Here is a 19337-nt window from a genome sequence, read left to right as displayed (position 1 = left end):
AAGGTGTTGCGTAGCAACCGGAGTGCCCGCACAGCCGGGAGAGGAATGTGGCTGTGCGGGCACGTCCAGTAGGAGGCTGGGAGCCGACGGCGTTGTCGGCTCGCTGCCGGGCCTCGTTGCCCGGTGCCTCCGGCCTAGAGGTCGGACAAGTTCAGCTGGCCCTGTTCGAAGGCCTGGATGTCGAGGTCGAGGAGGTTGACGGTGCTGATCATCTGGCGGTGGTGGCGGTCGCAGAGCTGGAGCTGCCACTGCGGGTAGTAGGTGGCGTGGCTGGTGTCGTCGTCGTAGCCGCAGCGGTAGTGGGACAGGTCGCAGGCGGTTTCGAAGCGGCCGAGGGAGACGAGCGTGTTCAGGTGGCCCCAGGCGTAGACGCCCTGGCAGTTCTCGCAGAGCGGGAAGTCAGCGCCCTCGATGTCGGTGGTATCGATGCTGTCGCAGGTGGGGTTGCTGCATCGGATGCCGTAGGTGCTGGTCATTTCGGGGTTCCTCTCCCTGTCGCGGTGATCTGGGCTCAGCCCGGACCACGCCGCCGGGGTGCGGAAAAGGGTGGGCGAATGCCCATCACGAAGTGACGCGAAGCGCCCTTTGGAGTACCCCGGTGGTGTGGTACGCCTTCGGCAGATCACCGCGACAGGGAGAGGAACCTTGGTGACCGGCAACGGAATTCGGGGCAGCAACCCCACCTGCGGCAGAACGCAACCAAGGGGCCGATTCCGGGCTTCCTGGCCTGCGGGCACTGCCAGGGCGTCTACGCCTGGGGCCACCTGAACACGCGGACCGGAGGGGCCGACCGGGACCGGCGGCGACCTGTCCCACTACCGCTGCGGCTACGACGACGACACCAGCCACGTCACCGGGCGGGGCGACTTCGGGGCTGCGACCGCCACCACCGCCAGATGATCAGTGCCGTCAATCGCCTCGACCGGAAGTCGGCATGTCCTGGCGGGCCGCCGACGCGCCGACGCGCCGCAGTCCGGAGCGTGCGTAGGAAACTGCGCCGCGCGGCGCACGCGCGGCGGCGGCCCGCCAGGGCCGCCGCTCTTGATCCTGTATGGCCAAATTCGGCAACGAGTCGCGGATGGTGATAGGGCGCTACAGAAATCGGGGTGCTGACCTAGAGCCGGATGACAGCAAGCGCCTTGTCGTCATGTCGTTTCGCGCGCGGTTGTTGCTGCCCGTTGGGGTCTGTGACTGCTTCCCATTCGTGACACCATGCGAGAAGGCGCGCAAGGTTATCGTCGTCAAGTTGCGCAACCTCGGGCCATGAAACCTTTAGCGGGGCAAGTAGATTAGACACACCATCGGTAGCCATCACGATCCAGCTGGTCTCGTCGACCGAAAAGCGTTGACGGAATGCATGTTTCGCTGCTCCAGGATCGGCCTCCGCGATCCAATAGCCGCCGTCATGATTGCGTCGACCGCGTTGGCGATTCTGAAGGGCGCGTAGTAAAGCTCGATGGGTTTCGTCATAGCCGCCGCCGGACTTCAGACGTGCTCGGTACTGATCCGTTTCCGGCAGGTTCAACCCGGCAAGGCGTTCATCCGTGACGACCCGATACGACTGATCATTTCGACCTACTACGACGGATGAATCACCAAGTACTAGAACGTCTATTGCGTCATTGCCGATGCGCACTAGCGCGACCGTACTCGATGGCGCTGAACCGCAGTCGAGCTTGAGTCGACGTGCCGTCGTCGAGATGGCGTCGGCGAGTATGGTCTCTAAGTCGTCAGCCCCATCGAGCCGCCGAAGTAGTTCTGCTCCGAGAACGTCAACATATTCACTGGCGGATGGAACGTCGGGATCGAATGACGTTGCACCATCAAGGATTATCGCTCCCCTATCAGTGGTGAATACGCGGTCGTCGCCTGATCGCATCGGGAGACGGGCAACAGCGATTTTCATACCAGGGCGGTGGCGTAAGGGCCGACCAACAGGCGACTGTCCGTCACAGCGAAGTCCGCGGTGAAGTCGCACTCGATGATTCCACTCACAAAGGTCGCTGACTCGTCATAGACCTCGGGTAGATGGCGGTCGAGCCACTGTGCCACGCCATGAGAGCCAACGCTCATAATGCCAGCTATATGCACAAGAACGCGATTGTCTTCAACGCGTCGGGAGAAGTAGCCGATGTCGGTGCGCGTCACGTCGTCCCGGCGATAGGGCGATTGATGCCGTTGGCCGGTACTGGCGTCGGTAATCCACCATCCTTCGTCGGTCCGTTCGAAATTCAAGATCGGATCTCGTTCCAATAGCCGACGCGCGATCGGGGCAGACTTGGGGCCGCAGATGATGACCGCATCTCCGGACGGCATGTCCTCACGATCAGGGTCGATCGCAAAACGGTTGGTGGTCAATGACAATCGGGTGAGTATGGCTTCGATCGATTCCTGGGTGGCCTGATCATTGGCATCGAAGAACGGACGTTCCCGGCCTTCCTCGAAGCCGAAGCGCCGCGGAATCCCTATAGCCACCGGTCCGACGCCGAAGAAGGCGCGCTCCGGCCGTGGCGCTGTAGTTCGAATCTGACTGATCCGCCCCTTCGTAAGCCCCAACTGCTCAGCGATCTCTGTATAGCTCATACCTCGTACACGATGAGCCTCTTCGATCGCCGCTTTGCGCAGGCGAGCGAGTTCCGTGGCGCGCTGCTGATAGACGGTCATCAAGTCGGTTGCTCGCTGGCCACGTCGGATTGGGTCCGGGTCGTTCCGGACCTGCTCAAAGTCATCAACGTCAGCCACAGATTCGAGTTTAGAGGGTCTTGACTCTCGGCACGCGGCGGGCGTACCCTTGAGTTTATACCCTCTAAACATTTCTTGGTTCGATGACCCAACGGAGTTTAGGGGGGCTAAATCTCCGAATGGACTTCGGGCACAAGTCGGCGCAAACGTGCCGAATGAATCGAAACCTCAATGAAGACAAGGAGTTCAGGATGCCTTCGAGCAATGTGTGGTTGCGGGCTGAGGCGAGTGAGTTTTTCCCGAAGGGCACGTACCTGTTCGGGAGTGTTCAGCCGGTGACGGAGTTCCAGCGTGATCGGAACACCCCGGCGATTCAGAAGGTTGACCTCGACTACGAGGGGAAGGGCACCGGAAAGCGCCTGTGGAAGGCCACCATCACTGATCCCTCGGGAGCTGAGACCAATGCCAAGCACACCAGCTACGACGTGATTTTCGTGGCGGATACGTGCCCGGTTCCTCCGGCGGTGGAGATCGCTCCGGGCGTGACGCCGGTTGAGCTGGAGGGGTTGATGGTCAAGCCGAGGCTGATCGGTTCGGGGGAGTTCAAGTCGATCGGTTGGACGGTCCGCGCGACCGGGTTCAAGGGCGACAAGTCGGGATCGGTTGCGCCTGGGGATCATTCGGCTGCGGCGCCGCGTAATGGGAAGGCGGCTGCGTGATGTCGTCGTTCGTGAACATCCCGACCGTGGGTGGAGAGCTGCACGGTTTGAAGTATGAGCCGAACCGCAAGGGCCGCTTGGGTTCTGCGCTTCCGCCGCAGGTTTCGTTCTTTCTCGGTGCGACTCGGATCGTGCTGGATATCGGTGACGCACACGATCTTTCGGAAGCGTTGCCGAATGTGCTGGCCCAGCACGACTACGCCGAGTTCCTGTCCGACGAATCGAGGTCGGTGGCGTGATGTTCGGCCGATCCAAGCTGGGCCAGAATGGTAAGGCGGACAAGCGTATTCGCTCGTGGCCTGTGCTGTTGCTGGCGCTTCCGGCGTTCGTCGCGATCTGGTCCGGCTGGGTCGGCCTGGGCAAGATGACCGGGTTCGGGCCGGTGCAACCACTGCCGGGGATCTGGGATCAGTTCTCGATCAATACGGCGGTGACGCTGCCGATCGGGATGGAAACCTACGCCTCCTACGCCCTGCACGTGTGGCTCAACGGCCGCATTCGCTCGGCCGGAACCCGTGGCTACGCCAAATGGTCCGCGCTGGGCGCGCTGGCCCTCGGTGGTGTCGGGCAGGTGGCCTATCACCTGATGCAGGCCGCACATTGGTCTACCGCGCCGTGGCCGGTCGTCGTGCTGGTCGCCTGCATCCCACCGACCGTTTTGGGAATGGGCGCGACCCTGGCCCACATGATCAGCCGAGACGACGACGTACCGGAAACCGTTGCACCCGAACCGGTTCCGGACACTGGTCCGGTGCCCGAACCGGCCGCGGTTCCGGTGCCCGTGCCGGTGAAGCGGCGGACGCCTCGGCGTGACCCGAGCCTGATAGCGCGTGCGGTCGCGATGCGCGCCGAAGGTGCCACCTACACCGAAATCGCTGCGGCGCTGAATATCTCGGCCACCACGGCCGCGAAGTACGCGCCCAAACCGGTGGTGGAGCGGACCGCGCAACCCCGCGTCACCGCGCCCACTGCTGCCCCGGTTCATCCTGTTCGTCCTGAGCGGCCCGTGCAGGCCATGCTGCCGCTCGCAATGCCCGCCCTCGGGGTGCCTGATGCCTATCCCAATGACTCCTGTCCCGTCCCGCAAACCCGCTATCGCCGCCTTGGTCGCGGTCCCGATATTCGCCGTCACGACCGGCGTGCTGATGCTGACGACCGATCGCACGCCGCGCCCGGTCGCTCATCTCACGAGCGTCCACGCTGGCGGCTGCGTGATGTTCTGCGATCCGGCGCCGGGGCCTGTCCCGTCCTATGCCGGGGTGGACTGCGTAGCCAATTGCCCGCCGGTCATGCCGACACCTACTCCCGCACCGCCAAAGCTCGGTCAGTGCCTGATGTTCTGCGTCGAACCAGGTTGGAAGGGTGATCACTGATGCCCACGAACCCTGTCCTCGGCGGTGGGCTGCGGAACGTGAAATACGTTGCCGCGTCCCGATTCCGGCCGGTCGAAACCTCCGCACTGGTGTCGTTCCTGGTGGGCGACAACGAGATCCGGCTATCCCTCACGGATGCCCGCACGCTCGCCGAAGTGCTGCCGAACGTGCTGGCCGAACACAGCATCGCCCTGGCCCTGGCTCCACTGATGGAGGTGGTGTGATGTCGATCCTGCCCACCATGCTGGCGGCTGGCGCCGTGACCGGGCTCATCACACCGATCGCGTTGTCCTGCCTGAAGTTTCGTGAACCTGACCTGGTCGCTGTCGAGTCCATCGTGGCCGCGGCTCCGGTGGAGCTGTGGACGGCGGTGTTCGTGCTGGCCGACCCGGTGCAAACGGACCTGATGCTGTCCGCGGTCGGGCTCGGGTCGGTGGAGAAGGGTTTCCCGGTCCTGGATGCCTACGCCTACACCCCGCACGGACTGGACGTGGATTTCCTGATGCTGGCAGGTCAGCGGCGTAAGGACTGGGCCAGCGAGGACACCTTGGATGCGATCGCGAACATCCTCGGTGTGCCGAAGGTGACGGCGGTCGTGCCGTCGCCGGGGTGGATGCGGTTGGAGGTGCGGGTATTCGACACCCTCGCTACCTCGGCAGCGTTGCCGACGGTGGTCCCCGATGACGTGGACCTCACAGCCGTACCCACCGGAATCTTCGAAGACGGCACCGACTGGACCGTCCCCGTGCAAGGGCGCCATGTCCTGGTCGGCGGCGAAATGGGTTCAGGCAAAACCGGTTTCCTCGGCGCCCTGGTCAACGGCATGGGTCCAGCGATCGCGTCCGGACGGGTGGAACTGCGCGTGATCGACCCGAAGGGCGGCATGGGCTTGGGTTGGCTGGAGCAGCTGTGCACCCGATTCGAATGCACCACACCGGAATTGATGATCGGGTTGTTGGAGGAGACGGTCACCGACATGCAGGAAGCCGCCCTCGGCTACCGCGCCGCGGGGACCGACAAACCGATCCCGACACCGGACAACCCGCTGGTCGTCACGATCATCGATGAGGCGGCCACGCTTGCGGCGTTCACCGACCCACAGCTGATGGCCCGCTACGCACGCGCGCATGGCCTGTTGCTGTCCCAGGGGCGGGCGCCGCTGTTCTCGGTCATCGAAACGGTGATCGATCCGTCGAAAGACAATGTGCCCCAACGCCAATTGCTGCCCTACCGGATCGGGCTGCGGATGGCCGAACCAACCCAGGTCGCCATGATCCACGGCCACGGCGCCCGCGACCGCGGTTCACGCTGCGACGAGATCCCGCACACCACACCAGGAGTCTGCTACGTGCAGGAGGACGGCACCGCCGGTTTCCGCCGCGCCCGCGTCTACCAGGTGACACCCGAGGATATGGCACGGATCGCCGAACGGTTCCGGCCGCGTCCGCGTCCGATCAACCTCGCCGATTTCCCGGAGCGGGGGCGAGTGGCATGAAGACCGGATTCGTGGCCGAGACATTCATCGTGGCCTACTGCCACGGCTGCGGCGACCCGTATCCCGCCGATGGTGAGATCGGTCCCGCGCTGTTCCGCACCGCCGAGGAAGCCGCCGCCTACTTCGCTGACGAAACCCTGTCCACGGGTTGGGAATTCGACGGCGCGACGCTCACCTGCGACGGCTGCCTCGCCGCCGCGCACTGCGCCGCGAACGGTCACGAATGGTCGGGCTGGTCGTGGACGCATTGGTTCCGCGACGGCGTCCGCCATTCCCTGTCGCGGCGCCACTGCGAACACTGCGGGATCTACGAGGTGGAAACCCAACCATGACCACCGATCCCGCGCAGCCGGTGGAGACGCTGCACTTCTATCTGATCGCACCGAACCAGGTCCGCCCCGGTGACCTGCTGTATGAGATCAACGACCGGCCGATCCGCGGTGGCGCCTTCCAGCTGGCGCAGGCTCGGCACACGCCGGCCGATTCGGCCCGGCACACCCCGGAGGGCTGGGAGCTGGTGCCGCAACCACCCAACTCCCGATTCTCCCGCCTCGTCGACACCGACGCCCGCCTCAAGGTCGCCCGCCCGGCCGCCCCGGCGCGGCGGATCAACCCGATCGTGGCCGCCGCGGCGACCAAGCCCCGCCCGCGCCGTAAACGCGCCGATGACAACCAGTTGGCGTTGTTCGAGACACCGGTTCGGAGGAAGTGATGAGCCGCAGGCCGCGACTGCTCGACTTATGCTGCAAGGCTGGTGGCGCCGCGATGGGCTACCACGCCGCGGGATTCGATGTCGTTGGCGTCGATATCGAGCCACAACCGAACTACCCCTTCGAGTTCCACCGCGCCGACGCGATCGAATTCCTCACCGAACACGGTCACGAGTTCGACGCGGTACACGCCTCCCCACCCTGTCAGGCGTACAGCCCGCTGCGCGCGCTTTCCCCGGACCGGACATACCCGGACCTGATCGCCGCGGTCCGGGTCTCGCTCGACATCTCCGGACGCCCCTACGTCATCGAGAACGTCATGTCCGCCCCGCTGGCACGGACGCGGTCGATCACCTTGTGCGGCGCCATGTTCGGGCTACGCACCTATCGGCATCGCCGTTTCGAGTCCCGTGTTCCGTTACGGGCGCCGACGCATCCACGGCATGATGTGCCGACCGCGACACGACGGCGTCGGGAACGCTGGGCGCAGGGCTGGAACATCTCGGTCACCGGGGACGTGGGCCGCTACGTCGGTCCGGCCGCGATGGGCATCGACTGGATGACCGGTGACGAACTGTGCCAAGCGATCCCACCCGCCTACACCGAACACATTGGCCAGCAACTACTTACACACCTCACCGACCCGACCGGTGAACAACTCACCCTCTTCGACACCACCATGGAGAGGGCCGCGTGAACACCTCGACCACCACCACCGCCGACCAGTGGCTGACCCGCTGGCCGCGTACCCGGCTGATCGGGTGGTGGCGCTACGGCCGCCGCTGGACCCGCCAGCTCACCACCTGCCACCTCACCATCGGCCCGGCCGAGACCCGCATGATCCCACCCCGGCTGCGCATTGAGATCGGCGACGGCATCGACCGCGTGCTCGTCGGCATGCTGCCGGGCCAGTGCCCCGCCGACTGGGAAAACCGCACCACCCGACTCGCGGCAGCGTTCGGCGCAACCCGCTGCCACGCAACGCTCGTCGGCCCGGCAACGGTGGAACTGCTGTTCTACCAACCAGATCCGTTCACCGAGGGAGGTACCGCGTGACCGACCCGCAGAGCGGCAAGCCTGTTCGGGAGACGGCGGCCGACCGTCGCGCCAAGCCGTCGTTCCTGGAGATCGCCCAAACTACGGCCGAGAAGTTCGGGGTGTGCAAGCGGCCGGTCCCGATGCGGGTGGAAGACCCGAAAACCTGGACCGTGTCCTACATCGCGACGCCGTGCAAGTCCACGATCGCCTCGGTGTGCCCGGCGTGCGCCGCGCAAGCCCGCTACGTGCGGATGACCCAATGCCGCGAGGGCTGGCATCTCGATCACGAACCGGTGCAGGAGAAGCGGGAACCGTCTGAGTGGCAACGTGAATTGCTCACCGCCCGAGCCGATCTCGTCGACGGCTACCACAAGGCCACGGCAGCCGGGGACGAAGAACTCGCCGCCGGTTTCGTCGAGGTGATTCAGGACATCGACGCTGAATTGCGCGAGACCGGGGTGCGCGGTCCGTTGCCGCCGCTGGAACCTCGACCGCGCAAGCGCCGGACCCGTTCGACGCGCCGTCGCCAGGATGTTCCGGACCTGCCACGAAAGACGGTGTCACGCAACACGATCCGCGACGCCTATGCGGGCGGCCACCGTCCCGGCATGTTGATCACCTTGACCATGCCGTCCTACGGGCGGATCAACCGCGATGGCGCCCGCGACGCTGACGGCAAGGTGTGTTCGGACGGTTCACCGTGCCGACCGCAGGACTACGACTACACCCGTGCCGCCCGCGACATCGTTCACGTCGGCCGATTGTTCGACCGGTGGATTCAGAACATGCGCCGCGCGGTCGGCCGTGATCTCCAGTACTTCGCGGTGGTCGAACCGCAGCGTCGCGGCGCCCCGCACCTGCATGTGCTGATCCGCACCGATCTGCCCCGGGAACTGGTCGTCAAGGTCACCGAAGCCACCTACCACCAAGTGTGGTGGCCACACTTCGACCACGAGGTCTACACCAGCGCCAACATGCCGGTCTGGGACGAGAAAGTGGGCACGTTCGTCGATCCCCGCACGCACCGCCCGTTGACCGGCTGGGACGCCGCCCTCGATGCCATGGACGCGGTCGACGTCCTGGAACCCGCACATGAGGTCCGCTTCGGCGTCCAGATCGATCCCCGCCACATCCGGGGCGTCATCGCTGGCGAGCAGGCCGACAAGGCCATCCGCTACGTCACCAAATACCTGACCAAGTCGATCGCGGAAATCGTTGAACCGCAATCGGTTCGCGCCGCCGAACACTACGACCGGCTACACGCCGAACTGTGCCACACGCCGTGTTCGCCCCGCTGCGGGGTGTGGCTGCGCTACGGCATCGTCCCCAAAGGCGCGACCGCGAAAACGATCCCGGGTCGCTGCCGCGGTAAGGCACACCGCCGAGACACCCTCGGCCTGCCCGGTCGTCGCGTGCTGGTCTCGCGCCGCTGGACCGGCAAGACCCTGCCCGACCATCGCGCCGACCGCACCGAATTCGTTCGGCAACTCCTCGCAGCGGTCGGCATCAGCAAACCCGACACCACACACCTGCGGATCACGCCGGTCGAACCCGGAGACCAGCATTGCCCGCCTCGCGAACACCTGATCACGGCCGCCATCGCTCAACGAACACGCGACCGCGCCGAATACCTCAACGCGCTACTCGCGGCCAGTCCACCAGGGACACAAGAACATTCGGCAATAGAGAAAGCGGCATAGGGGAGGCAATGGAACTACCGGATGATCGACTGTGGACTGTGGAGGAAGTCTCGTACTTCCTCGGCGTGCCGGTGAAAACGCTCTACCAGTGGAAGTGGTTGGGTGAGGGACCACCGGTTCGGAAGATGGGGCGTCACCTGCGGTACAACCCGGTCAAGGTGCGCGCGTGGGCTGATCAAGCCGATGAGGCTGCCTGATGGCGCACATCGATGACCGGTGGTGGCGTCCGAAGCGTGATGAGGATGGCAAGGTTATCGTCAACGGTCGCGGTAAACCGGTGATGGAGAAGACCGAGCTGTACGGCCGTGGTTTGCGCTACCGGGTTCGCTATATCGATCCGGATGGCGTTGAGCGTTCGAAGTCGTTCGGGGACCGCGAGAAGAAGAAGGCTGACAACTTCCTCATTGAGGTCGAATCCGACAAGCGCGAAGGCAAGTACGTCGATCCGCGCGCGGCGACCAAGAAGTTTCGGCAACAGGCCGAGAACTGGTACAAGGGTCAGTCGCCGGACCCAGCCACTCGGGAGATCCTCCGTAGTCGTCTCGAACGTCAGATTTATCCGAAGCTGGGTGATCTGACGTTCAAGAAGATTGAGAAGCCGTCGACCATTCGTGATTGGCTTGGCTGGCTGGACGAACAGGGTCTGTCGGATAACTACAAGACCGCGTTGTTCACGATCGTGTCGTCGGTGTGTGAGGCTGCGGTCGAGGATCGAGTAATTCGCCAGAACCCTTGCAAGGCAAAGACTATTCGGCGGCCGACATCGAACAGCCCGAAAATCGTTGTGTGGCACGAGGATCGGCTACACATGGTGATGACTGGGCTCGGTCATCGGTTTCAGATTGCCGCCGAACTCGGTAGTGGCGCTGGACTTCGCCAGGGCGAGATTTTGGGTTTCTCCCCCGATGATGTTGACCGCGAGAGGAAAGTGATCAGGGTTGAACGGCAGATCAAGACCGTAAAGGGCATCATGATGTTCGCGCTTCCGAAGGGCGGCAAGACTCGCGAGGTGCCCGTAGCCGATGATCTCTTGGATTCGATCGATGGCCACGGGAACGCGTATCCGGCGGTCCCGGTGACGCTGCCATGGGGGAAGCCTGACGGTGAATCGGTGACGGTTCTGCTGTTGATAACCGGTGAGAATGGCCGTGTCTATACCGGGGATCTGTTCACAAAAGTCGTGTGGCAGAAAGCATTTCGTACCGCAGGGTTGGAGTACCGTAAGCGCGCCGACGGCATGCACGCACTGCGGCACCTGTTCGCGTCGCGTCTGCTCGCGGACGGCTGCTCGATCAAGGAACTCGCCGAATATCTCGGTCACTGGGATCCGGGGTTCACGCTGCGCACTTATACGCACCTGGTCCCGTCCAGCTACCAACGTGCCCGTGCGGCGATTCAGAGGATGTTCGAGCGACGGCCTGAGTCCCTGACGGCCTGGAGACGGCCTGACGAGAGCCAACAAGCGGTGCCCGAACATCCTCCGATCGAGAAAAACAGCGCTTGACCTCAGCGCAGCAGCGCCCGCGACATCACCACGCGCTGGATCTGGTTGGTGCCCTCGTAGATCTGGGTGATCTTGGCGTCGCGCATCATCCGCTCCACCGGGAAGTCGGTGGTGTAGCCCGCGCCGCCGAACAGCTGCACCGCGTTGGTGGTGACCTCCATGGCCACGTCGGAGGCGAAACACTTTGCGGCAGCGGAGATGAAGCCGAGGTTCTTTTCACCACGCTCGGCGCGCGCGGCCGAGGTGTACACCATCAGGCGGGCGGCCTCGACCTTCATCGCCATATCGGCGAGCATGAACTGGGTGTTCTGGAAGTCGGCGATGGACTTGCCGAACTGCTTGCGGTCCTTGGTATATGCGATGGCCGCGTCCAGCGCGCCCTGCGCCAGGCCGACCGCCTGCGCGCCGATGGTCGGGCGGGTGTGGTCCAGGGTCTGCAGCGCGGTCTTGAAACCGGTGCCCGGCTCGCCGATGATCCGGTCACCCGGCACCCGGCAGTTCTCGAAATACAGTTCGGCCGTTGGCGATCCCTTGATGCCGAGCTTGTGTTCCAGCGGGCCGACCACGAAGCCCTCGTCGTCCTTGTGGACCAGGAACGCCGAAATACCGTTGGCGCCCTTGTCCGCATCGGTCACGGCCATGACGGTGTACCAGGAAGACTTGCCGCCGTTGGTGATCCAGCACTTGGAGCCGTTGATGATCCAGTCGTCACCCTCCTGCTTGGCCCGGGTGCGCATGCTGGCCGCATCGGAGCCGGCCTCGCGCTCGGACAGCGCGTAGGAGGCCATCTGCCCCTCGACGATATCCGGCAGCACCTTCTGCTTGAGCTCCTCGGAGCCGTTGAGGATCAGGCCCATGGTGCCGAGCTTGTTGACCGCCGGGATCAGCGAGGACGAACCGCAGACCCGGGCGACCTCCTCGATCACGATGCAGGTGGCGACCGAGTCGGCGCCCTGGCCGCCGTATGCCTCGGGCACGTGCACCGCGTTGAAGCCCGCGGCGTTGAGCGCGGTGAGCGCCTCCTCCGGGAAGCGGGAGTTGCCGTCGACGTCCTTGGCGTGCGGTGCGATTTCCTTCTCCGCCAGGCCGCGGATGGCCGCGCGCAGTTCCTCGTGGAAGTCCTCGAGTTTGAACAGGTCGAAATCCGGATTTCCCGCCATAGGGCACGCTCCTGGGTTCGTCGGTGGTGATCGCTGCCGTCCAGCTAATCGGCACTCAGTGCCACATCCTGACCGAGTATACGTCCCTACTTGGCCCTATTTATTGGCACCGAGTGTCAGGGCGGTGATGATTCAGCTCACAGATTACCCAGCCTGCTGCTCAGCAGCTCGGCGAGCTGCCGCGGCGGCATATCCCTGGGAAAGACCGCGACGACCACCTCATCGGACGAGTGCGCCGCCGGCCCGCGCGGAATCGCGGCCAGTTCCGCCCGCAGATCCATCGCACCCGCATCCGATTCCCCGCGCACCATCCGCCGCAGCAAATAGTTGTGCGTCGCGGTGACCGCGGCCGTGAACTGCACCCGCGCCAGATCCGGCACATCGGGCAGCCGCCTGCGCAGATAGTCGGTGAACAACCGCTCGTACCGGAACACCGTCACGATCTCGCGCTCGCGCAGCGCGGGCACCCGGCGCACCACCTGATACCGCCGCGCCGCGATCTCGCGCCACTGCGTGAATCGCTCGAAGACCTGAACCACCGCGGCGCACACCGCCTCCCACGGATCCTCGTGCGCCGCGGCCAGATACGCCGCCGCCTGCGACAGCTGCGACTCGTGGTCGGCGAAGATCACATCCTCCTTCGACCGGAACTGCCGGAAGAAGGTGCGCCGCGAAATCCCGGCCGCCTCCGCGATCTCGTCAACGGTCGTCGCCTCATACCCCTTCTCGGCGAACAACCGCAACGCCTGATCGACAACGGTCAACCGGAACCTGGCCGCGTCAGCGCTGGCCTCGGGAGTCATCCGTGCACCGTAGCCCGAGGCGGGAATCTTGCCGCGCGGCAACGGTTACGAGCCCAGCAGTTTGCGGCGGAGGGCGTCGTCCTTCTCCAGGACCAGTTGTTCCAGACCCGCCTGGAACTCTTCCATCCGGGCGCGCAGGTCCGCGTCGGCGGCGGCCAGGATGCGGACGGCGAGCAGGCCCGCGTTGCGGGCGCCGCCGATCGAGACCGTCGCCACCGGGACGCCCGCGGGCATCTGCACGATCGACAGCAGCGAATCCATGCCGTCGAGATACTTCAGCGGCACCGGGACACCGATCACCGGCAGCGGGGTCGCCGAGGCGACCATGCCGGGCAGATGGGCGGCACCGCCCGCGCCCGCGATGATCACCTTGATGCCACGGCCGGCGGCGGCCCGCGCGTAGTCGAGCATCCGCTGCGGTGTGCGGTGCGCCGAAACCACCCCCACCTCGAAGCGAATTCCGAACTCCGCCAACGCATCCGCCGCCGCCTCCATGGTCGGCCAGTCGGAGTCGCTGCCCATGATCAGGCCGACCTGCGGTTCAGTCATGTGGATCCCATCCATCGGTCCATACCGCGTGCGACATCCAGTGCGCCGCCCGCTCCGCCTTCTCCCGCACCACCGCGACATCGTCGCCGAGCACGTTGATATGCCCGATCTTGCGGTCCGGGCGCTCGCCCTTGCCGTACAGGTGCACCTTCGCCTCCGGCATCCTGGCGAACAGGTGATGCAGCCGCTCGTCTATCGACATCGCCGGAGCCTGTTGCGCGCCAAGGATATTCGCCATCACGGTGACCGGGGCCAGCGGCGTGGTATCGCCGAGCGGATAGTCGAGCACCGCGCGCAGGTGCTGTTCGAACTGCCCGGTGCGGGCGCCGTCCATCCCCCAGTGCCCAGAGTTGTGCGGGCGCATGGCCAGCTCGTTCACCAGCAGCCGCCCATCGGTGGTCTCGAACAGCTCCACCGCCATCGCGCCGACGACGCCGAGCCCCTCGGCCAGGTTCAACGCCAAAGCCTCTGCGCCGGTTGCGAGTTCGTCCGACAGATCGGGCGCGGGCGCGATCACCACCGCGCACTGGCCGTTGCGCTGCACCGTCTCCACCACCGGCCAGGCCGCCGCCTGCCCGTACGGCGAACGCGCGACCATCGCCGAAAGTTCGCGCCGCAGCGGCACTTTCGCCTCCGCGAGCAGCTGAACCCCGCGCGCCAGCTGATCGGTGACGATTTCCGTTGCGGCAGCGGCGGATTCGGGCATCCAGACGCCGCGTCCGTCGTAACCGCCGCGCACCGCCTTCAACACCATCGGCCAGCCGTTCGCGTCACCGAAGCGCACCGCGTCGCCAGGCTCGGCCACTGCGGCGAACGCGGGCACCGGCAGCCCGAGCTCGGCCAGCTTGGTGCGCATCACGAGTTTGTCCTGCGCGTAGATCAGCGCCTCGGGCGGCGGCTGCACATTGACGCCCTCCGCGACCAGCGCCGCTAGATGTTCGGCGGGCACATGCTCGTGATCGAAGGTCAGCGCGTGCGAGCCGACCGCGGCCTTGCGCAGCGCGGTCAGATCCGTGTGACTGCCGAGCACCACATCAGGGCTCACCTGCGCGGCCGGATCGTCCGGATTCTCGGCGAGCACGCGCAGCCGCTGCCCCAGCGCTATCGCCGCCTGATGCGTCATACGCGCCAACTGACCGCCACCGACCATCGTCACGGTGGGCATGGCTGAAGGATCGAACGAGCGGGGTGTCACGGCCGAGCCTCGCTGGCGCTCGGCTCGGCCGAACACCCCAAGGGTGCTGTGTCTATTGTTCGCTCGCTGCGCTCCCTCATGTGAAGGAATCTTGTCATGTCGGGCGGCAATCACCGGTACCGGTACACTCGGACCCTGTGTCATTCGTCGACGACGTGGTCAACGTCCTCCCCAAACCCCTCCGGGAGATCGCGTACCGCCATCACGAGCTGATCAAGTTCGCCATCGTCGGCGCAACGACCTTCGTGATCGACAGCGGGATCTTCTACATACTCAAGTGGACCGTGCTCCAGCAGAAGCCGGTCACCGCCAAGATCATCTCCGGCATCGTCGCGGTCATCGCGTCCTACATCCTGAACCGCGAGTGGTCCTTCAAGCACCGCGGTGGCCGGGAGAAGCATCACGAGGCGCTGCTGTTCTTCGTGGTCAGCGGCGGCGGCGTGGTGCTGAGCTTCCTGCCGCTGTGGGTGTCGAGCTACGTCTTCGACCTGCGTCAGCCCAACGTCAGCTTCACCGTCGAGAACATCGCCGACTTCGTCAGCGCCTACATCATCGGCAACCTGCTGCAAATGGCGTTCCGTTTCTGGGCGATGCGCCGCTGGGTCTTCCCCGACGAGATGAACGAGATCGAGGCCGAGCTGAAGGACCTCATCGAGGAAGAGCTCGGCCACAGCTGAGTCACCTCGGCTCGGCGACCCAGGAGTTCGTCGACCGGGACGCTGAGGACCCCAGGAAGACGGCGAAGGACGCGGGGCGGCGTCGCTGCAGTTCGAGACGCCCGCCATCGGCCTCGACCAGCGCGCGGGCCAGCGCCAGCCCGACACCGGTGGATCCACCGGCCGAGAAACCCCTATCGAAAATGTGCGGCGCCAGTTCGTCGCGCACGCCGTCGCCCTCGTCGGCCACCTCGACGCACACCAGCGGTTCCCGGCCACCGCCCGGCACCACGGTCCGCACCGACACCGTGCACGTCCCGCCGCCGTGCATCAGCGCGTTGTCGACGAGTACGGCCACCGCCTCGCGCAACCGGGATCCGGTGATCGGCGCGGTGAGCGATTCGTCACCGATCAGCGTCAGCGCCCGGCCCGCCTCGTTGAACGGATGCATCCACTCGGCGACGACGCCGCGCAGCTCCGCCATCACCGGCACCGGGTCGCGGTCGGCGGCGTCCTCGTCGCGGGAGGCGCGAACCAGCTCGTCGATCGCGTCGGTGAGCCGGTCGACCTGCGCCATCGCCTCCTCGGCCTCGTGCACCACATCCGGATCATCGTGCGCGGACAGTTCGTCCAGCCGCAGCCGCACGGCGGTCAGCCTGCTGCGCAGCTGATGCGAGACGTCGGCGACCAGCGCGTGTTCGCGCTGCAGCCGCCCGGCGATCTCGACCGTCGCCGAATCCAGCACATCGGAAACCCGGTCCAGCTCGGAGATGCCGTGCCTGCGCGGATCGGGACGGAAATCACCCATCGCCAGCCGCGCCGCCCTGGCCGCGACATCGCGCAGCGGATCGGCGACCCGCCGCGCGGTGACCATCGCCACCGACACCGCGGCGCCGAGCGAGGCCAGCACCGCCAGCCCGACCACCGCGACGGCCTGCCGCTGCATGGCGTGCATCGGCGCGGACGGTATCTCCAGCCGCAGCGATACCGAGGTGCCCAGCGACAGCGATTCGACGAGCGGATCGGTGACATTCGCGCTGCCGACGAACATCTCCGACGGCGTGCCCTGCGAGGCCGGGTAGACGATGGTCAGCTTGCCGTCCCTCGGCACCAGCGGCTTGATCGAACGCAGATCGAGCACGCCGGGCACCGTCCCGTCACCGTGCTCCTGATCGATGATCACCCGCGAGATGGAGTCCAATCGGTTGCGCAGATCGGTGCGGGTGATGTCCTCCACCCACAGCCAGGCCGTGTACGTCAGCGGAAGGCCGAGCACCACCGTGGTCAGGGTGAGCACGGTGAGGATGGATCGCAGAATTCTGCGCCGCACGTCAGTCGGTGTTCAACCGGAAGCCGACACCGCGCACGGTGACGATGCGCCGCTCGGCCATCGGGCCCTCGTCGCCGATCTTGCGGCGCAGCCAGGACATGTGCATGTCCAGTGTTTTGGAGCCGCGCAGTTCCGCGTCGCCCCACACCTCGCGCAGGATCGTCTCGCGCGGCACCACCTGGCCCGCCCGATCGATGAGCACCTTGAGCAGCTCGTACTCCTTGTTGGCCAATCCGACCTCGACGCCGTTGACCAGCACCCGGCGCGCCGCCGGTTCCAACCGGATCCCGCCGACCTCGACGGTGTCGTCGCCGATTCCGCTGCGCCGCAACAGCGCTCGCACCCGGGCCAGCAGTTCGGCCAGGCGGAACGGTTTGCCGACGTAGTCGTCGGCGCCCGCGTCCAGCCCGACCACGAAATCCACCTCGTCGGTGCGCGCGGTGAGCATCAGCACGGCCAGATCGGCCCCGCGGGCGCGCACCTGGCGGCACACCTCCAGTCCGTCCATCCCGGGCAGGCCCAGGTCCAGGATGAGCAGGTCGTGGTCGCCCTCCAGCGCACGCTCCAGCACGGCGGGGCCGAAGCGTTCGACGGTGACCGAGTAGCCCTCGCGGCCCAGCGCACGCGACAGCGGCGCGGCGATTGCCTCGTCGTCTTCGGCCAGGAGCACTGCGGTCATATGCCCAGATTAGTGAAGAGTGCCGGATTTGCCGTAGCGGTCACCGATATCCACCGTTGTCGTCGCGCGTCCGGCGGCCGCCGTTGTCGTATGCCCGATCGGTGTCGAAGACCTGGTGGTAGAGCAGCGCGTGCACCTTCTCCACATTCGGGATGTCGTCGTACTCCAGCGGCTCGACCGAGGCGGATTCGATGATCAGGGTGCCGGTGCCGAGCATCCGGTCGAACAGCCCGTGCCGGAACTGAACACTCGATATGCGGCTGATCGGGATATCGATTCCGGTGTGCGTGAGCACGCCCTGCCGGATGAGCACCCGCCGGTCGGTGATGATGAAGTGCGTCGACTTCCAGCTGATAATCCTTGCGGCACAACGCCATACGACGATGATCAACCACACCGCGAGTATCGCGATCAACACCGGCATGCGGGCGCCGCCCTCGATCTTGCGGGATGCGAGCCCCTCACCGAAACCGGCCAGCGCCGTCACGACGACGAGCGTGACGACCGGCCAGAACAGCATCTTCCAGTGCGGATGACGATGGAGTATCAGATGCTCGTCCGGCGCGAGCACATCCTCCGGATAACCCATGAGCGCACCCTACCGTGTGTGAGAGGTGTGTCAGATGACACGAGCCGGATCGTGTTGCACAATCATCCTTTTGCGAGGGGTGCCGCAGGCCGACGAATCCTGCCGTGCCCCATCTCCGCTCGCATGACCGACGCCCTGCCCGCAATTACGCCCGCATACCTGGAGGCCGTGTGAACAAGGACCTGACTCAGCTGGAAATCCTGACCGAGCTGGAGCCGATCGCCGAACAGAACCTGAACCGCCACCTGTCCATGGCCAAGGATTGGTACCCGCACGACTACGTGCCGTGGGACCTCGGCCGCAATTTCGCGGCGATGGGTGGAATCGATTGGGACCCAGCACAATCCAAGCTGAGCGAGGTCGCCAAGGCGGCGATGATCACCAACCTGCTCACCGAGGACAACCTACCCTCCTACCACCGTGAGATCGCGGAGAACTTCTCCCGCGACGGCGCATGGGGCACCTGGGTCGGCCGGTGGACCGCCGAGGAGAACCGGCACGGCATCGTGATCCGCGACTATCTGGTGGTCACCCGCGGCGTCGATCCGGTCGCCCTGGAGCAGGCCCGGATGATCCACATGACGAACGGCGCGCACTCGCCCGACAATTGGCACGGATTCCTCCTGAACGTCGCCTATGTGACCTTCCAGGAGTTGGCGACCCGCGTCGCGCATCGCAACACCGGCAAGGTCTGCGACGACCCCGTCGCCGACCGAATGCTGCAGCGCATCGCCGCGGACGAGAACCTGCACATGATCTTCTACCGCACCATGTGCGGCGCGGCCCTGGACCTGGTGCCCGACCAGGCGATGGAGGCCATCACCCGGATCGTCACGCATTTCGTCATGCCGGGCACCGGTATGCCGAACTTCCGCCGCAACGGTGTGCTCATGGCCAAGCACGGCATCTACGACATGCGCCAGCATCTGGAGGAGGTGCTGCAGCCGGTGCTGAAGCAGTGGAATGTGTTCGACCGCAGCGATTTCGGGCCTCGCGGTGAGCGGGCGCGGGAGGAGCTCGGGCTGTTCCTGGAGAAGCTGGCCCAGGACGTGATCAAGTTCGAGGAGCAGCGCGACCGGCTGCTGGCACGCGAGGCCGCCCGCGCCGGATTACAGCCCGCCTGAGCCGATCCGACAAGTCGCATTGGGGCCCAAG

The 19337-nt window shown here is 65.5% G+C and carries 24 protein-coding genes; 14 read left to right on the top strand and 10 right to left on the bottom strand.

Annotated elements, in window-relative coordinates; all coding sequences use genetic code 11:
• Window positions 1-134: 134 nt before the first annotated feature.
• The 3 genes from F5544_RS06975 to F5544_RS06965 all read right to left on the bottom strand — a co-directional run bounded on the left by F5544_RS06975 (window position 135) and on the right by F5544_RS06965 (window position 2742).
• The gene (locus tag F5544_RS06975; protein WP_167472421.1) at window positions 135-476 is read right to left on the bottom strand and encodes a hypothetical protein; all 342 of its coding nucleotides are present in this window, start codon (window positions 474-476) and stop codon (window positions 135-137) included.
• Window positions 477-1114: 638 nt separating this feature from the next.
• Window positions 1115-1906 (bottom strand): PP2C family serine/threonine-protein phosphatase, encoded by a 792-nt coding sequence (locus F5544_RS06970; RefSeq protein ID WP_167472420.1) that lies wholly within the window; start codon window positions 1904-1906, stop codon window positions 1115-1117.
• Complete coding sequence (locus tag F5544_RS06965; RefSeq protein ID WP_238847124.1) at window positions 1903-2742, bottom strand: sigma factor-like helix-turn-helix DNA-binding protein; 840 nt, start codon at window positions 2740-2742, stop codon at window positions 1903-1905. The genes F5544_RS06970 and F5544_RS06965 overlap by 4 nt, the downstream gene beginning before the upstream one ends.
• Before the next feature lie 191 nt (window positions 2743-2933).
• Between F5544_RS06965 and F5544_RS06960 the strand changes: the two genes are divergently transcribed.
• From F5544_RS06960 to F5544_RS06905, 12 genes are read left to right on the top strand one after another with little or no spacing between them, the layout of a single operon-like run.
• The gene (locus tag F5544_RS06960; protein ID WP_167472419.1) at window positions 2934-3401 is read left to right on the top strand and encodes a hypothetical protein; all 468 of its coding nucleotides are present in this window, start codon (window positions 2934-2936) and stop codon (window positions 3399-3401) included.
• Window positions 3401-3640: a hypothetical protein gene (locus tag F5544_RS06955; RefSeq protein WP_167472418.1), complete on the top strand. Its 240-nt coding sequence runs from the start codon at window positions 3401-3403 to the stop codon at window positions 3638-3640. Before F5544_RS06960 ends, F5544_RS06955 begins: the two co-directional genes overlap by 1 nt.
• A complete protein-coding gene (locus tag F5544_RS06950) occupies window positions 3640-4767 on the top strand; it encodes a hypothetical protein (RefSeq protein ID WP_167472417.1) in 1128 nt (375 codons plus the stop codon). Before F5544_RS06955 ends, F5544_RS06950 begins: the two co-directional genes overlap by 1 nt.
• Window positions 4768-4773: 6 nt before the next feature.
• Window positions 4774-4998: a hypothetical protein gene (locus tag F5544_RS06945; RefSeq protein WP_167472416.1), complete on the top strand. Its 225-nt coding sequence runs from the start codon at window positions 4774-4776 to the stop codon at window positions 4996-4998.
• The gene (locus F5544_RS06940; RefSeq protein ID WP_167472415.1) at window positions 4998-6269 is read left to right on the top strand and encodes an FtsK/SpoIIIE domain-containing protein; all 1272 of its coding nucleotides are present in this window, start codon (window positions 4998-5000) and stop codon (window positions 6267-6269) included. Before F5544_RS06945 ends, F5544_RS06940 begins: the two co-directional genes overlap by 1 nt.
• A complete protein-coding gene (locus tag F5544_RS06935; RefSeq protein WP_167472414.1) occupies window positions 6266-6601 on the top strand; it encodes a hypothetical protein in 336 nt (111 codons plus the stop codon). The genes F5544_RS06940 and F5544_RS06935 overlap by 4 nt, the downstream gene beginning before the upstream one ends.
• Window positions 6598-6981, top strand: coding sequence for a hypothetical protein (locus tag F5544_RS06930; protein ID WP_167472413.1), 384 nt, complete (start codon window positions 6598-6600; stop codon window positions 6979-6981). Before F5544_RS06935 ends, F5544_RS06930 begins: the two co-directional genes overlap by 4 nt.
• A complete protein-coding gene (locus F5544_RS06925) occupies window positions 6981-7676 on the top strand; it encodes a DNA cytosine methyltransferase (RefSeq protein ID WP_167472412.1) in 696 nt (231 codons plus the stop codon). The genes F5544_RS06930 and F5544_RS06925 overlap by 1 nt, the downstream gene beginning before the upstream one ends.
• Window positions 7673-8035, top strand: a complete 363-nt coding sequence (locus F5544_RS06920; RefSeq protein WP_167472411.1) for a hypothetical protein — start codon at window positions 7673-7675, stop codon at window positions 8033-8035. The genes F5544_RS06925 and F5544_RS06920 overlap by 4 nt, the downstream gene beginning before the upstream one ends.
• Window positions 8032-9717: a replication initiator gene (locus F5544_RS06915; RefSeq protein WP_167472410.1), complete on the top strand. Its 1686-nt coding sequence runs from the start codon at window positions 8032-8034 to the stop codon at window positions 9715-9717. Before F5544_RS06920 ends, F5544_RS06915 begins: the two co-directional genes overlap by 4 nt.
• A gap of 8 nt (window positions 9718-9725) precedes the next feature.
• The gene (locus tag F5544_RS06910) at window positions 9726-9914 is read left to right on the top strand and encodes a helix-turn-helix transcriptional regulator (RefSeq protein WP_167472409.1); all 189 of its coding nucleotides are present in this window, start codon (window positions 9726-9728) and stop codon (window positions 9912-9914) included.
• Window positions 9914-11221 (top strand): tyrosine-type recombinase/integrase, encoded by a 1308-nt coding sequence (locus F5544_RS06905; protein WP_167472408.1) that lies wholly within the window; start codon window positions 9914-9916, stop codon window positions 11219-11221. Before F5544_RS06910 ends, F5544_RS06905 begins: the two co-directional genes overlap by 1 nt.
• Window positions 11222-11223: 2 nt before the next feature.
• Here the strand turns inward: F5544_RS06905 and F5544_RS06900 are convergent, their stop codons facing one another.
• From F5544_RS06900 to F5544_RS06885, 4 genes are all read right to left on the bottom strand, one after another.
• Complete coding sequence (locus tag F5544_RS06900) at window positions 11224-12381, bottom strand: acyl-CoA dehydrogenase (RefSeq protein ID WP_167472407.1); 1158 nt, start codon at window positions 12379-12381, stop codon at window positions 11224-11226.
• A gap of 137 nt (window positions 12382-12518) precedes the next feature.
• Entirely contained in the window at window positions 12519-13184 is a 666-nt protein-coding gene (locus F5544_RS06895; protein ID WP_167472406.1) for a TetR family transcriptional regulator, read from the bottom strand.
• 45 nt (window positions 13185-13229) lie between these two features.
• On the bottom strand, window positions 13230-13733 hold the full coding sequence (gene purE, locus F5544_RS06890) for a 5-(carboxyamino)imidazole ribonucleotide mutase (protein WP_167472405.1): 504 nt from the start codon (window positions 13731-13733) through the stop codon (window positions 13230-13232).
• Window positions 13726-14898 (bottom strand): 5-(carboxyamino)imidazole ribonucleotide synthase, encoded by a 1173-nt coding sequence (locus F5544_RS06885; protein WP_167472404.1) that lies wholly within the window; start codon window positions 14896-14898, stop codon window positions 13726-13728. Before F5544_RS06885 ends, purE begins: the two co-directional genes overlap by 8 nt.
• A gap of 167 nt (window positions 14899-15065) precedes the next feature.
• Here F5544_RS06885 and F5544_RS06880 point away from each other — a divergent pair, with 167 nt between their 5' ends.
• Window positions 15066-15605 (top strand): GtrA family protein, encoded by a 540-nt coding sequence (locus tag F5544_RS06880; protein WP_167472403.1) that lies wholly within the window; start codon window positions 15066-15068, stop codon window positions 15603-15605.
• Window position 15606: 1 nt separating this feature from the next.
• On the opposite strand, the gene F5544_RS06875 is transcribed toward F5544_RS06880, so the two are convergent.
• From F5544_RS06875 to F5544_RS06865, 3 genes are read right to left on the bottom strand one after another with little or no spacing between them, the layout of a single operon-like run.
• Entirely contained in the window at window positions 15607-16914 is a 1308-nt protein-coding gene (locus tag F5544_RS06875) for a sensor histidine kinase (protein WP_167472402.1), read from the bottom strand.
• A gap of 1 nt (window position 16915) precedes the next feature.
• Window positions 16916-17593 (bottom strand): response regulator transcription factor, encoded by a 678-nt coding sequence (locus F5544_RS06870; protein ID WP_167472401.1) that lies wholly within the window; start codon window positions 17591-17593, stop codon window positions 16916-16918.
• Window positions 17594-17633: 40 nt separating this feature from the next.
• Window positions 17634-18182, bottom strand: coding sequence for a PH domain-containing protein (locus F5544_RS06865; protein WP_167472400.1), 549 nt, complete (start codon window positions 18180-18182; stop codon window positions 17634-17636).
• A 170-nt stretch (window positions 18183-18352) separates the two neighbouring features.
• Between F5544_RS06865 and F5544_RS06860 the strand changes: the two genes are divergently transcribed.
• Window positions 18353-19306: an acyl-ACP desaturase gene (locus F5544_RS06860; protein ID WP_167472399.1), complete on the top strand. Its 954-nt coding sequence runs from the start codon at window positions 18353-18355 to the stop codon at window positions 19304-19306.
• Window positions 19307-19337 lie beyond the last annotated feature (31 nt).

The sequence above is a fragment of the Nocardia arthritidis genome, assembly GCF_011801145.1.
GTDB classification, from domain to species: Bacteria; Actinomycetota; Actinomycetes; order Mycobacteriales; family Mycobacteriaceae; genus Nocardia; species Nocardia arthritidis_A.
Note: the sequence above shows the minus strand (reverse complement) of the source record. Positions and strands in the feature narration are given on the sequence as shown.

Excerpts from the sequence above, each read along its gene's own strand:
- F5544_RS06975 (WP_167472421.1), bottom strand. The coding sequence starts at position 476 with ATGACCAGCACCTACGGCATCCGATGCAGCAACCCCACCTGCGACAGC.
- F5544_RS06970 (WP_167472420.1), bottom strand. The coding sequence starts at position 1,906 with ATGAAAATCGCTGTTGCCCGTCTCCCGATGCGATCAGGCGACGACCGC.
- F5544_RS06960 (WP_167472419.1), top strand. The coding sequence starts at position 2,934 with ATGCCTTCGAGCAATGTGTGGTTGCGGGCTGAGGCGAGTGAGTTTTTC.
- F5544_RS06955 (WP_167472418.1), top strand. The coding sequence starts at position 3,401 with ATGTCGTCGTTCGTGAACATCCCGACCGTGGGTGGAGAGCTGCACGGT.
- F5544_RS06950 (WP_167472417.1), top strand. The coding sequence starts at position 3,640 with ATGTTCGGCCGATCCAAGCTGGGCCAGAATGGTAAGGCGGACAAGCGT.
- F5544_RS06945 (WP_167472416.1), top strand. The coding sequence starts at position 4,774 with ATGCCCACGAACCCTGTCCTCGGCGGTGGGCTGCGGAACGTGAAATAC.
- F5544_RS06940 (WP_167472415.1), top strand. The coding sequence starts at position 4,998 with ATGTCGATCCTGCCCACCATGCTGGCGGCTGGCGCCGTGACCGGGCTC.
- F5544_RS06935 (WP_167472414.1), top strand. The coding sequence starts at position 6,266 with ATGAAGACCGGATTCGTGGCCGAGACATTCATCGTGGCCTACTGCCAC.
- F5544_RS06930 (WP_167472413.1), top strand. The coding sequence starts at position 6,598 with ATGACCACCGATCCCGCGCAGCCGGTGGAGACGCTGCACTTCTATCTG.
- F5544_RS06925 (WP_167472412.1), top strand. The coding sequence starts at position 6,981 with ATGAGCCGCAGGCCGCGACTGCTCGACTTATGCTGCAAGGCTGGTGGC.
- F5544_RS06910 (WP_167472409.1), top strand. The coding sequence starts at position 9,726 with ATGGAACTACCGGATGATCGACTGTGGACTGTGGAGGAAGTCTCGTAC.
- F5544_RS06905 (WP_167472408.1), top strand. The coding sequence starts at position 9,914 with ATGGCGCACATCGATGACCGGTGGTGGCGTCCGAAGCGTGATGAGGAT.
- F5544_RS06900 (WP_167472407.1), bottom strand. The coding sequence starts at position 12,381 with ATGGCGGGAAATCCGGATTTCGACCTGTTCAAACTCGAGGACTTCCAC.
- F5544_RS06895 (WP_167472406.1), bottom strand. The coding sequence starts at position 13,184 with ATGACTCCCGAGGCCAGCGCTGACGCGGCCAGGTTCCGGTTGACCGTT.
- purE (WP_167472405.1), bottom strand. The coding sequence starts at position 13,733 with ATGACTGAACCGCAGGTCGGCCTGATCATGGGCAGCGACTCCGACTGG.
- F5544_RS06885 (WP_167472404.1), bottom strand. The coding sequence starts at position 14,898 with ATGCCCACCGTGACGATGGTCGGTGGCGGTCAGTTGGCGCGTATGACG.
- F5544_RS06870 (WP_167472401.1), bottom strand. The coding sequence starts at position 17,593 with ATGACCGCAGTGCTCCTGGCCGAAGACGACGAGGCAATCGCCGCGCCG.
- F5544_RS06865 (WP_167472400.1), bottom strand. The coding sequence starts at position 18,182 with ATGGGTTATCCGGAGGATGTGCTCGCGCCGGACGAGCATCTGATACTC.